Genomic DNA, 15,201 nt, shown 5'->3' with positions numbered 1-15,201 from the left:
TCATGAATTCAAAAGATATAAGAAACAAGATTGACCATCTCGATACGCAGATAGTTAATTTGCTGCACCAACGAATGGAATATGCGCTTCAAGCTGGCAAACATAAAGAATCAGTCATCGACCCCGAAAGAGAACAAAAAATTCTACACAATGTAACTTCCCAGGAGTTTGCCGTCCTCGACCATAAGTTTATCATCGACATGTTCAAAGCGATAATGACAGAAAGTCGTGAGCTTCAGACAAAAAATATGAAGTTAGTGGGGTTCCAGGGTGAACACGGGGCGTGGAGCGAGATTGCGATCCATAAACTCTCGCATGATATGGTTGCCATACCATGTTTCGAATTCAACGACGTATTCTCGGGCGTTGTGAATAAAGAACTAGATTGCGGTTTAGTGCCAATTGAAAATTCTATTGAAGGTTCCGTGAATGAAGTCAACGACTTGCTGATTGAAAGCGATCTGAAGATTACAGGCGAGATCATCATTCCAATTCATCATAATCTGTTAGCGCTGCCGGGTGTTGACCATCAGGAAATTCGCGCAGTTTATTCTCATCCACAGGCATTGGCACAATGCCGTTCATTTCTCTATCGCAACAAACTCGAAGCGCGGCCATTTTTCGATACGGCAGGTGCTGCACGGTGGCTGAGAAACGAAGGACAGCGTTCCGCCGGTGTTATCGCGAGCAGTTTGGCTGCCGATATTCACGGACTTGAAATCGTGAAAGAAAATATTGAAGACAATCACGAAAATTCTACTCGCTTCGTTCTGCTCTCTCTCGAAGAAATTGACGGTGATTCGGATAAATGTACCATATCGTTCTCGACTCGTCATCACGTGGGTGCGCTGTTTGATATACTGAAAGTTTTTGCCGACAATCAAATAAATCTCACCCGTATTGAATCGAGACCTATAAGAAAAAATCCGGGTGCCTTCGGGTTTCTTATCGACTTTCAAGTAAACCCGGAAGACTCAAAAGTGCTCGAAACTATAAAGAAAGTGGAACGATTAACAGCCGATTTCAAAAACTTGGGATTTTACAAAGGAGCAAAAATATGAAAATTTGTATTTTAGGATTCGGGAAAATGGGATCGTGGTTAGCAAACGAACTCACCGAAGAGCATGAAGTCACAGTTTATGATCCTGATATAAGCAAATGCAAAAAGGTGGTTGGAGTTAATATCTTGAACGCCCCCAACCAAATTAAAGAAGTAGAGCCACAAATACTTATAAACAGTGTGAGTTTGCAGAACACAATAGATAGCTTCCGGACAATTCTTCAGTACCTTCCTAAAGATTGTATGCTCTGCGATGTTGCTTCCGTGAAAACAGATTTACCGGCTTTTTACCGTGAGGCAGGTTATCGCTTCGTATCGCTGCATCCAATGTTCGGCCCGACATTCGCAACGCTTACCGAACTGCGGCATGAAAACGCGGTCATCATTCGTGAATCGAATAACGAAGGAAAAGAATTTTTCCATAAACTCTTTCAGCAGCTCGGTGTTAATATATTCGAATACTCATTCAGCGAACATGACGTGATGATGGCATACTCGCTTACACTTCCATTCGTTTCATCGATGGTTTTTTCTTCATGCGTGAGTACGGATACCGTACCGGGAACAACCTTCAAGCGGCATCTTGAGGTTGCAAGAGGATTGCTATCTGAGGATGATTTCTTGTTAGCAGAAATTATTTTCAATCCCAATTCACTTGCTCAGTTGGAAAAAATAAATAATCGGTTGAATTTCTTATGGCATATTGTGAAGAACCGCGACACAGATGAGGCGCTGCGTTTCTTTAAGACGTTGAGGGAGAATATTCAACTATCGACAGGTGAAAACGGTAATAAAGATAAATGCTGAAATTAGTTGTCTCGTTTTCCCGAGTCCCGTCCAAACAAGGACGGAAAAAAGTCCGTCTAGGGATAGACACAGAATTGCTCAGTGTATGGTTCGTCATTCGGCTCCGCTCATGATCACTCAGCATGACGAAGAATGTAAAATGGTTGGTTATTATTTAATTTTCTTCAACAGTGCTTTCTTCACACTCACCGGCACAAATCCCGATACATCTCCCCCCATTCTTGCGATCTCACGTACGATGCTTGAATTCAGATAAGTATATTTCTCGTGTGGCATAAGGAAGACAGTTGTAACCTCGTTAGCAAGTTTACGGTTCATCAAAGCCATCTGGAATTCATACTCAAAATCCGAAATAGCGCGTAATCCGCGGACAATTGCCTTCGCTTTTTTCTTCCGTGCAAAGTCTACGAGCAATCCGTCGTAACTTTCAACAGTAACATTTTTAATTTTCTTCACCGCCTCTTTAATCATCTTCATCCGTTCTTCAACTCCGAACAGAGGAGTTTTTGAATTGTTGCGGGCAACCATTACAATCACTTTATCGAACATTCCGCTTGCCCGTTCAATGACATCGAGATGACCGAAGGTTATAGGATCGAATGTTCCCGGATATATCGCTGTCTTCATGCCTCATCTCCATTCAATTTATGATGAACAAAGAAACTCACTCTCGTGTTGCCGAATTCCTTTTGCACCGCAAGCGAATATAGCGGCGACGGCTCGAATGCTGTCCGCTTGGAATGCTCGATTATCAAATAACCGTCTGTATTTAAAATTTTCTTTTCAAAGATGATTCGCGGAATCTCGCTTAATCGTTCATACGCGTAAGGCGGATCCGCGAATATGAGATCGAATGATCTGTTCGATTTTTCTATGTAACTCATAGCATCGCTCCGTATGATTTCAGTATCGGGAATGCAGTTGAGTGTTTCCGCGTTTTTTTCCATCACATCCAGGATCTCTTCCATTTCGTCGACGAAAACAACTTTTCCCGCCCCCCGGCTCAATGCTTCGAATCCCAAACTTCCACTTCCTGCGAACATATCGAGCACAAGAATACCTTTCAATCCCAATCTGTTCTGAAGCATATCGAAAATCGTTGTCTTCACTCTATCTGTCGCAGGTCTTACAGATTTATCCGGCAATGTCTCAAGCACTCTCCCTTTATATTTCCCTGTAATAATTCTCATTTCATCTCTTCCTCAACGCAACACCAATTCCGGCCGCAAAGCAGTGTTCCCTGCCGGCGAATTGTTTGAATTCTTTATATGATGATGTTGTGATGTTACTTCTAAAAGGATTGAGCATATTCACGTGAACACCTAACTTGTTCCTTAACGCGATTCCGGTATCCTGCGAAGCGTTTGATCCGCAAAGATATATCTCCGATACAATTTCATCTTCCTTGATCGATTGAAATAATTCGATGATATTTTCAGGGGTTGTTGTTTGATTGTGCCCGAACTTTACGACTCTGCCGTTAATTATAATTCCTAAACTCACGTCATTCGTATCGATTAATGCCAGACAAACAGTTTTCGATTTCACTTCCGGAAAAGCGGCATATAACGATTGTTCCGCTCCGAAAAACGCGGTGTCGGCTATATGAAGCTCGATCTTCTTTGATTCGAGTACCCACTGAATGCCGAAAAGTTTTGAGCGCTGAATTGCCACGACCAAGACATCGGCAACCTGCTCGCGCGCCGATATACGCAATGTGTGCAGATCGTATATATATTCCTTCGGTTGATACCCCTTAATGAAATTCGATAACTCCCAGTGAACATGCCCGTTCTGCTCGGACTGATTTAAACTTGTATCGAGCGGAAAACTGTGTAACAAAACCGAATTGATATCGAAAGCAACCGATACTTTCGAAACTTTTTTCAAGAGTCGGATATCCGGTGAAGTTATTTTATTTAAGTACCAATAATCGTTGCCGGCAGAAACCGAAAACTCATTCAAATAGATCAGCTTAGTTTCTTTCGGCCTCACTTCACATACTGCTATTTGCGCTTTGTTGCCTGAATAACTTATTCCGGCTATAATTTCTTTTCCCATCTGTCACTTTCCAACCGTAACTAACGGTAATAATTTTTCGAACTTCTTATCTCCAATACCACCGACTTTTTTCAAATCGGAAACAGATTTGAAATTTCCATTGCTCTTTCTATATGCGATAATATTCTTGGCTATACCTTCACCAATTCCCGGCAAAGCCATCAGTTCAGCAATCGATGCTGAATTTATGTCGACCGATGTTGAATATTTTCCTTTGGAAATCGAACGATCACCTCCGGTAGATTTATCTTTTTGATTTTCAATTGCACTTAATTCTGATGAAACGCTATCACCGGTAGCAGAACGCGTGTAGAACTCAGAATCAATAGATGAAAAATCATAACTCGGTTTCGATGTATAAGAAGATTTAAAGAGTTTGATACCGATTCCGGCTAAAAATATTAAAACCAAAAATAAGATAATCCGGGTTTCATTCTTAGTGAAGCCGAGTGTTTGATTAAATTTGGAAATAATACTCATCGATCAGGATAAAATATCTTTCATTTTTTCAAAAAATGATTTGTCTGAATTTGCCGATTTATCTCCTTCATGCGGCTGCATGCTATCGCTTTTTGACAGTTGCTTCACCAACTCCTTATCTTCCTTCGATAAATGAGCAGGAACATGGACATTAACTCTGACTAATTGATCGCCCCGATAATCGCCACGCAGATTAGGAATTCCTTTCCCGCGCAATCGGAGTATTTTCCCGGATTGAGTACCGGGTTCAATTTTTAATTTTGCCTTACCGCTGATTGTCGGGATTTCAATCTCTGCACCCAATACCACTTGTGGAAAACTCACAAGCAAATCAAGAAGGATATCGTCACCGTTGCGTGTAAAAATCGGATGTAATTCTTCTTCGATGACGACGATCAGATCACCAGGTTCGCCGCCGCGCTGGCCCGCATTACCTTGCCCTTGCAGTGGAATATAATTCCCGTCAGACACACCCGCCGGAACATTTACCTTGATCGTCGTTTCACCCTGCACTCTTCCCTCTCCATGGCAATTCGTACAGCGATCTTTAATGATTCGTCCTTCGCCACCACAATTGCTGCATGTGGTTACGCTGATAAATTGACCGAACACCGAGCGGGAAACTTGCCGCACTTCACCGTTGCCATTACAAACAGGACAATTCGTCTTGGATGACCCGGATTTAGCTCCGCTTCCTGAGCAGATATCGCAGTTCTTCCATCGTTTAACTTTCAACTTTTTTTCAACACCCGTAGCGATCTCTTCCATCGAAAGTTTCAATCGAATTTTTAAATCGGAGCCGGGTACACCAACCTGTGTTCTTCCACGTGATGATGATCTACCACCGGTGAATACATCTTCAAAAATACTGCCACCAATACCTCCGCCAAATATATCGCTGAAATGTTGAAAGACATCATTGAAATTTGTATACGTATGGAAATCAGAGCCGGCACGCATTCCTTCATGCCCGAATTGATCGTATCGTCTCCGCTTATTTTCATCACTCAGTACTTCGTATGCCTCTGCCGATTCTTTAAATTTTTCTTCAGCTTCTTTATTTCCCGGATTCCTATCAGGATGCCACTTCATAGCCGCCTTTCTGTATGCTTTCTTAATTTCATCCTGCGATGCCGATCGTGAAAGTTCAAGTATATCGTAATAATCTCGTTTTGCCATTTATATTCTTTAGTCCATTTCAGATAAATTGTTATTAGGTGATCCTTCGGGGTTATTCGTACCGGAAGAAACTACCACTTTTGCATGTCTCAATACCTTATCGTGTAATAAATATCCTTTTTCAACTTCTTGTAAAATTGTATTTTGTGGAAAATCTGAAGAGGGCATTTGGAGAAGCGCGTTGTGGAATTCCGGATCGAAAGGTTGTCCCACCACATTCATCGGCTTGACTCCTTGAAGTTCGAGTATTCTTATGAACTTGTTATATATCAACTCAATACCTTTGATAAGACTATCCGAATTTGTATTCTTCAATGCGACTAACGATCTGTCAAAATCGTCGATCACCGGTAAAAATTTTTCAATTAATTCTTCATTCGCGTATCGAATTATATTCCCCGTTTCATTCTCAATCCGTTTTTTGTAATTCTCAAACTCGGCTGCTTTCCTTAACACCTGCTCTTTGTATTGATTCACATTGTTCTCCAACTCAACTATTTTCGAACTGAGCATATCGGTCTCGGTTAGTTCGGGCAGTTGATTCTGGAAATTTACCGGTTGTTCTTCTGTTTTTTGTTGGTTCGAATTATTTATGTTTTCCTCATCCATATTTTAATGATTTTTAAAAGATTCTGATTAAGATATGTTCAAACTCATTAAATAATAACCATTTTTGAAAACTTTTCCAAAAGATAAGCAAAGAGAGGGAAATCGAGAATGGATTGATATTTATACATAAATGGTCGCTTGTGAAATATATCACACGGCTGTTGCGGAATGCCGGACTAAAACCTACATTGAGACAGGATTAGTTAATTGGTGGATTAGAGAAAACCCCGGTCGGATTGGCCGGGGTTTTATATTTCATTTAAAACCTCATTAAATGAAAAAATTAATACGTGTTTGAAGGATGAAAAAAGTAAAATAAATATTCACCGATATTCTTATAACTCTAAATTAAAATTACCAACCCAATATTTGAAAGTCAAGAGATAAACAATATCACCCTTCCATGATAGACAAGAGAAAGTGCGCTAATTAATGAAGCAACTAAGCCGTGGCAGTTTCGATGATTTTTTTAATCTTAGGTAGGGACAACCGCCGTCGGCGTTCCGTTATTCCAAGTCCTGTTCTGTACAGAGGTGGTATCTTAAATTTTCTGCAAGAGTCCACATTCGTGCCTAACGGTTGCAGTAAACCGACGTCGTAAACCTGACGTAGAGCTTCATCGCTGTGAGGAGATAGCGGTTCAAATAACATATACAATTCCTCGCGATGAAACACAGCGCTTTCGCTCCCACGGAAGACATCAAAGTGTTTGCTTAAATGCGGAAATTCCGAGTAGAGATAAGTATCGCAACGGTACTGAGAAATCATGCTGAATGCATCTTTAAGGGCAGTGGCACCAATTAAACGTGTAGAGGTATGCCGCCCCGCAATCCGGTTCAATTCCCGTTGACGCTCAACCGCTCTGTTTCCCAGATGAATTAATTCACGCGGAAAGCTGTTTCCCATACCATCTATAAGTCGTTTCATTACCCATTGATGTGTGGGTTCCGCTTCTGCGCGGGCGGTTTGTTTTGCTCCTACATTCGATTCAAAGATAACATTAAACAATTTGAGAACGTATTCATCTGAACCGACAATGACGTTCGTAACATCTACCGACTCACCCAACATCCCTTCGCAATACTCTCTGACATGCGGATCAACAACGGCTCTGGAAACCAATAGTTTTAATAACAATGGTCCCCGCCATTTCATTTCGGTTGTATAAGTAACCAAATGTGATTTATTTACGATGTGCAATTGTCTGTAAATATCGTTACGGAGAAATATCTTGAATTGAATATTTTTAAATTGATTTCCGTATTGAACGAGCAGTTGAACCAATCCAGTAATAGAAGCTCTTAGTTTCTTGATGTCATCTACATAAAGCAGATCGAGCTTATCGAGCATTATCCATGCCGTACAATTGGTTTCGCGAAGCATCAAATCGATTGCTTCCAACATTGCAATAATACTTACACCGGTTTTTTGTTTGAAACCCTCACCAACATATTTTTCTTGACGAGCAAATGCGTTCTTTTTGTCACGCGATTGTTTGTACTTATGAATTGCATGCGATATTTTTGATGTGACACTTTTTTGTTCGATCAAACCGACATCCACTAATAAATGCTTTAGGGTCGCATGTGCTTTCTTAACTTCTGCTTTGGGATGATTTTCGATTAGAACTTTCATCTTTTCATTATTCAACAAATAAGATGACACCTTCAATCCGAGGTACAACAACCAAAAATATCTGAATTCGTCTATTGTTTCGGGGGTCAATTCCCTCAATTCAACATTGGGAAGGTTTTCTTCGCTTTGAATACCGTAAGCCGGGATACAAAATATCTCGGCATATTGTTTAGGGAGCAAGGGTTTCACTTTTTGTAAATCATCAACAAGTAACCTGCACATCGCGCTTTTACCCGATCCTTTATTGCCAACGACTAACGAATGTTGCGGAAGGAGTACCTGCCGAAGCATTTCAGTCCCAATAAAGCATTGCTCAAAACGGTTGTCCGTTTCACCATCCACCCTGCCGAAATTTAAATGCATCAACACCTGTTGCGCGTCATGCATGTCTTTACCCTCATTCATATTACTAAATAGACAAAATTACACATAAGAACGTATTAAATCTACCATAAAGAATCAATCTATAGTGTGCGAAACCTCACAATGAGCCGAAAATCGTACAATAATCACGTCTAATATCGACCATCGAACCCAAAATTGAAAACAGATCGCAAGGAAATATCACTTTTTTTGAAAAGTCAGAACTTTTCCTTACTATTATTAGGTCTTTGCAGAATATTCATATAAAATCTGATTAACTTTCTTCAAAACAACGCGCCAGTAGCTCAACTGGATAGAGCATCAGCCTACGGAGCTGAGGGTTAGGGGTTCGACTCCCTTCTGGCGCACCAAATCAGTCAGTCCGAGAGAAATGGTTTATAAGCGTCTTTAACAGCGATCGATCCACCATTTCCCAAACTATAAAACTAAAAAAGATTCTATACTGTAAAAGTAAGACGGTTATTTAAATTCCCCTCAAATACGAATTTTAGTATTTCTGAACGAATTCTTACCAAGGCAATAAATTCGATAAAATGAAATCCCCATTATTATTAAATATTCAAAACAATTTCGATCCATAACACATCACTTCTTGATTTTAACAATCGTTTTCTTTACCTTGCCATTACTTAAAAATGCGTTAATAAATAGGAGCTTATAAACAGTGATAGAGAAAAAACGACTTCTAATTGTAGATGATGAACCCGATTTACGAATGTTATTAAACCATGTGCTTGCCGGAGCCGGTTATGAAGTGTCTGAAGCTTGTGATGGTGAAGAAGCCATTAATGCGCTTAAGTTCGGAGGTTACCATCTCGTTCTCCTTGATATTCAAATGCCGAACGTCAACGGGATACAGGTTTTAAAATATTTACAGGAACACGCACCCAATATTAAAGCTATCATGCTCACCGGGTATGCCGACTTAAAACATGCCATGGAAGCGAAAGAATTCGGAGCGAAAGATTTTATCGGCAAGCCATACAAAATTGAAGATATATTATCTACAGTAGAACGAGTTCTCCAAGAAAATTGATCGGGCTAACATGATTGATGATTTCAAAAACATACCGAGCAAAGTAAACTTAGAACAATTCGATATAAGTTCCTTTGCTAAAGATAAAATTCGAGATCTTTTCCGAACCGGGAAGGTCCCGACAGCCGAAGTTATGGTTGATGAAATTCTTCTTCGCGCGGTAAAAAGTGAAGCAACCGATATTCATTTTGAACCAACTGATACAGAACTTAGAATCCGTTACGGTTTTGAAGGTGTTCTAAAAAGATTAGTCTCTTTACCACGTGAGATTTCCGATAATCTGGCAAATGTTCTGAAAACAAAAGGCGCGTTAAACGCGTTTGAAAAGAAAAAACCTCAAGACGGCCGATTCTCACTCAATGTTGGTCTCAACCAATTCGATATTCGAATAAGTACGATACCGGTTATGTTTGGGGAGCGAATCGCTCTAAGGATCCTCGCAAAGAATGCCCGCGTTACAAGCTTGGATGAACTCGGATTCAGAGACGAAAATCTTATCAAGGTCCGCAATTTGCTTCGTCGCCCTAACGGTTTGTTCATCGTTACCGGACCTACCGGTTCAGGGAAAACAACGACAACATATGCAGCGGTAAACGATATCCAAAGTGTTGAAAAAAATATTTTTACGGTCGAAAATCCGGTAGAGTATAAACTAGACTTCGCTTCTCAGGTAAGCACTTCATCCGATAAGACTTTCACATACGTCGATGCTCTTCGCGCCATTCTGCGGCAGAATCCCAATATCATTATGCTCGGCGAAATTCGTGAGGCAGAAACAGGCATCGTAGCTGCAGAAGCGGCACTTACCGGTAATCTCGTATTAAGTACGATATTATCCGATAGTGCAATCGGTGCAATCTTCCGGTTAATAAGTATCGGCGTACCGCCATATTGGCTCGCATCCACTTTAATAGGCGCGGTGTATCAACAACTTATTCGTAAAATTTGCCCAGCATGTAAAGAAGAATATCAACCGACCAGCGCGAACGATTTATCATTTGTCAACATGCATGCAGCCGGAGCTAAATTCTATCATGGTAAAGGATGCGAAAAATGCGATAACTCCGGATACTATGGACGATCAGCCATTCAAGAAGTCCTCGTACTTAACGACCAAATGCGCGATTTGATCTATCAACATGCTTCAATTTTAAAAATCAAAGAATCTGCACGCACGTCCGGTTTTGAAAGTGTTTTTCAAGACGGTATTCATAAAGTTAAAGCCGGGATTACAACAATTTCTGAATTTTACCGCGCTCTCGGCTAAATAAAATTATCTCGATTTTCGTACTGCGTCTTGAATATTCAGCGGGTAATATTAACGGTCGGGAAATAGATTGATGCATGGATGTTTTTATAAAGGGTTGAAGAGTAATTCTTCAAAAACTTGCCATTTCATTTTAAACACGAACTTATTTACATTGTACAGAGTTATTGCTTATTTGATCGACTAAATGATTCTTGACTGGAGATTTATACGACTATGGAACCGATTTTATTGATAACGCTTGAAAATGAATCTTGCGCCGAACTGCAGGCTAAATTGAACAGCACAGATATACTTGTTCATTCCACTTCATCCTATAACGAAGCTTTATCTCAACTAAATTCTTGCAGTTACTCATCCTGTATTATTCGATACAATCAAAACTTTGAGGCGGCGTTATCGATTTCTGATTTCATCTTAAAACAAAAATTAAATATTAAAATATTAGTAAGTACAATAAACGGCTCAATATCAGATGCCGTCCGATTGATGAAAGCAGGAGCAACAGATTATATAATCGGAGATTTAACCGATCCCAGGTTAATTGAATCGGTGGTAAAACTGACATCATCTAAAGAATCTTTTCTTTTCGCTGATGGTTCAGAGGAACAGCAAATAATCCTGTCGGATAATAATATTAATTTGATCGGAAAAAGCGCTGCAATTTCAGAAATTCGATCGGCAATCCGGCTTGTGGCAAAATCTGAAACGACAGTGCTCATCAGCGGAGAAAGCGGCACCGGTAAAGAGGTTGTTGCCAACCTTATTCACCGGCACAGCAAGCGAGCTGAGAAACAATTTCATGCTCTTAATTGCGCGACGCTTCCAAAAGATGTTATTGAGAACGAGTTATTCGGACACGAGAAAGGCGCTTTCACAGGTGCTTTACAAAAAAAAGCAGGTTGTTTTGAAATGGCGAACGGAGGTACACTCCTTTTAGATGAAATCGCCGAGATGAGTCTTGAAACACAGGCGAAGCTGTTACGTGTAATAGAAACTCAAAAATTCAGACGGCTGGGCGGTAAAGAAGAAATTAATGTTGATGTTAGAATGGTTGCCGCAACAAATAAAAATATCAGCGAAGCTATAAAATCAAAAGAACTTCGTGAAGATTTATATTACCGTTTAAGTGTCATTGAAATATACATCCCTCCTCTTAGAGAACGAAAAGAAGATGTTCCTTTGCTCGTCGATTATTTTTTAAAAATATTTGCAGCTAAATACGATAAACCGACTCAACGTTTTTCTGAAGACGCTATTGAACTGATGATGCTTTACCATTGGCCCGGTAATATACGCGAGCTCAGGAATATAGTAGAGCGAGCAATTGTAATTTGCAACCACCAGATTATTAACACTCATTATTTACCGCAAAGATTACTTCTACAGCCGACACTTCAGACAAGCATCAGTATACCGATCGGTTGCACGGCGCATGAAGCGGAACGGATACTGTTTCTTCAAACTCTCGTTTCCACAGGTAACAATAAAGCTAAAGCGGCAAAAATTCTTGGCATCAGCCGTAAAACTTTACACAACAAGTTATCGAGTTATCAGTTGGAATAAATTAAAGGTATGGTAAAAATCGATCATCGTTAGATGAATCGATCTTTTATTTTAGCAGAAGCATCCGCTTCGTTTCGGTGTAGTAAGAATTAGACTTATCTCGGTACGATATTTTGTACAGATATAAACCACTTGGAAGATTATCGCCCTCGAATTTTCTTGCATGATCCCCTGAGGCGAAATAACCGCTCGCGAGAACCGCAACTTTTTCACCTAATATATTATAGACGTCCAATGTTACATTACCATCGTTTGGAAGATCGAATTTTATAACTGTTCCGTTGTTGAACGGATTCGGATAATTCTGATTCAGCGAGAAAGTTTTTGGCTGTTGATCGGTTGAACTAATTTGTTTGCGTTTCAACCATATCAATTCAGACGACAGAGCAGGTTGCTTTATCGGTTTGTTGATCTGAATTTCAGTATAGTCTTCCACCGGGTATACCGTTTTGTCTTGTGTTTCAATTTCATATCTGTATCTCGTATCATTTTCGATTTTATATCTCAAAATAAGGGGATACCGAACTGCCGTGAGACTGATCTGTAATTTCTCTTCCGCGGTAGCCCCATCACTAAAAAAACCGACTAATCCTCCGTTCAAACTTCCTTCAACAGAAAAACGAACATCGAAAAAATCTCCCATACCTTCTATCGATGGAAGTTCGTAATATGTTTTATCCTCGATATTATTTTCAAGAGCATTATTTGAAAAATATACTTTTCTCGATTCTAACGATGCCGATTCAAACGTGATCGAGTGCATCACATCGGTGAATGATTTGATATCATTGAATTTACTGAAAGATTGATTCGCGGACTTAGATAAATGAATTTCGCCCGGTTGAGATGCTCTGATCCAGTATCCTTTTCCCGGGATAATCGAATCGGTAAAATCATAACCAGCATTATCAAATGAATATATCGGAGAAGTTAGTATTCCACCCGGAGAGGTTCCTACAGAACTCAACGGAATAGGGGTTGAAATGGAACCAATAATGTTCCAACCTTCGTTCACAGGAATCACGATATCATCGATATTATACCCTGCTGTCCAGAGTGTGTGTTTTGAACGAAATTTTACCAGATAACCGGTTCCGAACTGTAACAAATCTTCGGGGATATACGAACTCAAATACGAAAAAGCAGTACTTGATGCAAGAGGAAATACACTCCCTGTTCGTAGATCAGGAACATTAAGCGGTAGTGATACTGCACTCCAACCTGAACCGTACTGGACACTTCTTACATTTGATGAATATAAACCGAAATCACAAACCGAAACAGATGTATCATTAAGCAATTGAGTGGTATATGTGATTTGACCGGCAGGAAGCGGAAAAGTCGGGCTCCACAAATTCTTTACTTCAAGAGTGATTGTATATTCTCCCATTTGCAAAGAATCGAATTCGTATTTCCCGGATGAATCGGTTAAAACAGTTTGCACTCCTGCCGGACCAGACAAACTAACTTTCCATCCGGGCATTAAAGGATCAGAGCTGTTCTTCACACCGTTGGATTCTCTATCGAAAAATATTTCTCCTCTGATACGTGGTTGAAATTTAGGCGGTGGAGGTGCTATCTTAAATACGGCATTTTTTACTGCTTGAAGCATCCGGTCACGTTCAAGATATTGACTTGGCAGATACCCTTCTCCGATATTCCATATAATTATACCGCCCGCACTCGAATCGTGCGCAAATTGAACAATCCGATTTATCTGTCTGGAATCGGTATAAGATAAATATGTTTCATCCAACCATGGTTGAGTTGGATCGCTTGCATATTGGGGTGGGACTACAATTTTTAAATATGCTGCTTCATGGACCGCATCGTATCTTTTCACTGCGGATGTTGCAGTATCAAGATATGTTTTATACATAAGATCAAAATCATAATCCCAGGAGAATGCCGGAGCGGTTTGCCATCTTTGCATCGGCTCAGATACTCCTTCATTCGGATTCGCGATTGTTACACCGCCTTTGTATAACGATCCATTAAAATCAATTCCAACTCCATATTTACTCTTATTCTTTCCACCTCTTTTATACAACTGATCAATCCATCGCGATTGAATTGAAGTGTAATATAAATTTGTTCCGGTCGGCGGCGGTGGAGAGAAGACCGCGTTATTATGCCAGGTTCTATCAACTCCCCATCCCATAGATTGTGCCATATCATATGTCATGATATTAATTTGATCGAACATCCATTCGTGTTTTGCCCACCATTCACCCGCCCACCCTGAAAGTATTGCGGTAGTGAGAATCGGTTTTTTTGCTGGGTCTGCGTATTGTCTTCTTACTTGTAATGAGTCGTATAATCTGCGAATGAACGGACCAACCCTGGTTGTATCGTTCACGGTGCCGGTATTTCTGAAAGGTTCAATGTCTAAATCAATACCATCGTACTGATTTATGTCTAATTCGTTAAGAACATTTTTTAGAAAAATATCTATCGTTCCGGGATTGCATGCATCACCCCAGACTTCTCCTCCGGCTCCACCGACAGCGAGCAATACAGGTGTTCCGTTTGCATGTGCAATATCGTTGAATGGTTTACGTCGGGAGGGAAGTAAATTCCCAAAAGATAGAGTTCCGTTCGAAGTTGGACCGCAGGCGAACATTATGACGTGGGTAAATGCCGACCAGTCTATATTTGTTACAGGTAGATTTCCGTAATTGCCAGTGGTTCCCGCACCCATATTCAATTCCCACGATGGTAAATATGCGGTTACCCATAATGAGGATGTTACCTGATTCGGTGAGCGAATTGCTGATAACCTATTCTGATTGCTGTTACCGGAAGAGTAGCCGTTCGCGGATATACAGATCAGTAAGAGGAAAACGAAATTGATATATTTCATTCAATTATCCCCATGAAATAGATTGTATATTTGTTGATTTTATTTTTCATTTATTCAAAATTATCAGTAGACGAGAAAAGCATTTCAATAAAACTAATCAAATTAAAGCAGAATTCCAATACTTTATAATCCCTTAACAGAAATTAATACAATTCAGGTTCCAAGCGGAAGTTTTTCCTCGTGTGTTATTATCAAACTTTATTACGAAAGTCCGTAAAAATAATGCCTGAGTTTTGTGGCTCAGGCATTTATTG

Annotated in this window: 13 protein-coding genes and 1 tRNA gene; 6 read left to right on the top strand and 8 right to left on the bottom strand. The window is 40.2% G+C overall.

Going from position 1 to position 15,201, the window contains the following annotated elements; all coding sequences use genetic code 11:
• Positions 1-2 precede the first annotated feature (2 nt).
• Both pheA and HZB59_10955 read left to right on the top strand, forming a co-directional pair.
• On the top strand, positions 3-1,061 hold the full coding sequence (gene pheA / locus HZB59_10960; GenBank protein ID MBI5021944.1) for a prephenate dehydratase: 1,059 nt from the start codon (positions 3-5) through the stop codon (positions 1,059-1,061).
• Positions 1,058-1,867 (top strand): prephenate dehydrogenase, encoded by an 810-nt coding sequence (locus HZB59_10955; protein ID MBI5021943.1) that lies wholly within the window; start codon positions 1,058-1,060, stop codon positions 1,865-1,867. Before pheA ends, HZB59_10955 begins: the two co-directional genes overlap by 4 nt.
• Positions 1,868-2,017: 150 nt before the next feature.
• Here HZB59_10955 and coaD read toward each other — a convergent pair whose 3' ends face one another.
• From coaD to HZB59_10920, 7 genes are all read right to left on the bottom strand, one after another.
• A complete protein-coding gene (coaD, locus tag HZB59_10950; protein ID MBI5021942.1) occupies positions 2,018-2,494 on the bottom strand; it encodes a pantetheine-phosphate adenylyltransferase in 477 nt (158 codons plus the stop codon).
• On the bottom strand, positions 2,491-3,057 hold the full coding sequence (gene rsmD / locus HZB59_10945; GenBank protein MBI5021941.1) for a 16S rRNA (guanine(966)-N(2))-methyltransferase RsmD: 567 nt from the start codon (positions 3,055-3,057) through the stop codon (positions 2,491-2,493). Before rsmD ends, coaD begins: the two co-directional genes overlap by 4 nt.
• 1 nt (position 3,058) lies before the next feature.
• Positions 3,059-3,928 carry a hypothetical protein gene (locus HZB59_10940; GenBank protein ID MBI5021940.1) on the bottom strand — a complete coding sequence of 290 codons (870 nt, stop codon included), beginning with the start codon at positions 3,926-3,928 and terminating at the stop codon, positions 3,059-3,061.
• A 3-nt stretch (positions 3,929-3,931) separates the two neighbouring features.
• Positions 3,932-4,408, bottom strand: coding sequence for a helix-hairpin-helix domain-containing protein (locus HZB59_10935; protein MBI5021939.1), 477 nt, complete (start codon positions 4,406-4,408; stop codon positions 3,932-3,934).
• 3 nt (positions 4,409-4,411) lie between these two features.
• Positions 4,412-5,587, bottom strand: coding sequence for a molecular chaperone DnaJ (gene dnaJ / locus HZB59_10930; GenBank protein ID MBI5021938.1), 1,176 nt, complete (start codon positions 5,585-5,587; stop codon positions 4,412-4,414).
• A gap of 9 nt (positions 5,588-5,596) precedes the next feature.
• Complete coding sequence (gene grpE / locus HZB59_10925; GenBank protein MBI5021937.1) at positions 5,597-6,196, bottom strand: nucleotide exchange factor GrpE; 600 nt, start codon at positions 6,194-6,196, stop codon at positions 5,597-5,599.
• Between the two features lie 441 nt (positions 6,197-6,637).
• On the bottom strand, positions 6,638-8,236 hold the full coding sequence (locus HZB59_10920) for a hypothetical protein (GenBank protein MBI5021936.1): 1,599 nt from the start codon (positions 8,234-8,236) through the stop codon (positions 6,638-6,640).
• Positions 8,237-8,488: 252 nt separating this feature from the next.
• On the opposite strand from HZB59_10920, the gene HZB59_10915 reads away from it, so the two are divergent.
• From HZB59_10915 to HZB59_10900, 4 genes are all read left to right on the top strand, one after another.
• Positions 8,489-8,565 (top strand) — tRNA-Arg (locus HZB59_10915).
• 314 nt (positions 8,566-8,879) lie between these two features.
• Complete coding sequence (locus tag HZB59_10910; GenBank protein ID MBI5021935.1) at positions 8,880-9,251, top strand: response regulator; 372 nt, start codon at positions 8,880-8,882, stop codon at positions 9,249-9,251.
• Positions 9,252-9,261: 10 nt separating this feature from the next.
• On the top strand, positions 9,262-10,518 hold the full coding sequence (locus tag HZB59_10905) for a type II/IV secretion system protein (protein MBI5021934.1): 1,257 nt from the start codon (positions 9,262-9,264) through the stop codon (positions 10,516-10,518).
• 216 nt (positions 10,519-10,734) lie between these two features.
• A complete protein-coding gene (locus HZB59_10900) occupies positions 10,735-12,084 on the top strand; it encodes a sigma-54-dependent Fis family transcriptional regulator (GenBank protein MBI5021933.1) in 1,350 nt (449 codons plus the stop codon).
• A gap of 46 nt (positions 12,085-12,130) precedes the next feature.
• Here HZB59_10900 and HZB59_10895 read toward each other — a convergent pair whose 3' ends face one another.
• Entirely contained in the window at positions 12,131-14,947 is a 2,817-nt protein-coding gene (locus HZB59_10895) for a T9SS type A sorting domain-containing protein (GenBank protein ID MBI5021932.1), read from the bottom strand.
• Between the last annotated feature and the right edge of the window lie 254 nt (positions 14,948-15,201).

Source organism: Ignavibacteriales bacterium (assembly GCA_016214905.1).
In the GTDB taxonomy this organism is placed as follows: Bacteria; Bacteroidota; Ignavibacteria; order UBA10030; family SZUA-254; genus PNNN01.
This window is presented reverse-complemented; position numbering and strand designations above follow the sequence as displayed.

Excerpts from the sequence above, each read along its gene's own strand:
- pheA (MBI5021944.1), top strand. The coding sequence starts at position 3 with ATGAATTCAAAAGATATAAGAAACAAGATTGACCATCTCGATACGCAG.
- HZB59_10955 (MBI5021943.1), top strand. The coding sequence starts at position 1,058 with ATGAAAATTTGTATTTTAGGATTCGGGAAAATGGGATCGTGGTTAGCA.
- coaD (MBI5021942.1), bottom strand. The coding sequence starts at position 2,494 with ATGAAGACAGCGATATATCCGGGAACATTCGATCCTATAACCTTCGGT.
- rsmD (MBI5021941.1), bottom strand. The coding sequence starts at position 3,057 with ATGAGAATTATTACAGGGAAATATAAAGGGAGAGTGCTTGAGACATTG.
- HZB59_10940 (MBI5021940.1), bottom strand. The coding sequence starts at position 3,928 with ATGGGAAAAGAAATTATAGCCGGAATAAGTTATTCAGGCAACAAAGCG.
- HZB59_10935 (MBI5021939.1), bottom strand. The coding sequence starts at position 4,408 with ATGAGTATTATTTCCAAATTTAATCAAACACTCGGCTTCACTAAGAAT.
- dnaJ (MBI5021938.1), bottom strand. The coding sequence starts at position 5,587 with ATGGCAAAACGAGATTATTACGATATACTTGAACTTTCACGATCGGCA.
- grpE (MBI5021937.1), bottom strand. The coding sequence starts at position 6,196 with ATGGATGAGGAAAACATAAATAATTCGAACCAACAAAAAACAGAAGAA.
- HZB59_10920 (MBI5021936.1), bottom strand. The coding sequence starts at position 8,236 with ATGAATGAGGGTAAAGACATGCATGACGCGCAACAGGTGTTGATGCAT.
- HZB59_10905 (MBI5021934.1), top strand. The coding sequence starts at position 9,262 with ATGATTGATGATTTCAAAAACATACCGAGCAAAGTAAACTTAGAACAA.
- HZB59_10900 (MBI5021933.1), top strand. The coding sequence starts at position 10,735 with ATGGAACCGATTTTATTGATAACGCTTGAAAATGAATCTTGCGCCGAA.
- HZB59_10895 (MBI5021932.1), bottom strand. The coding sequence starts at position 14,947 with ATGAAATATATCAATTTCGTTTTCCTCTTACTGATCTGTATATCCGCG.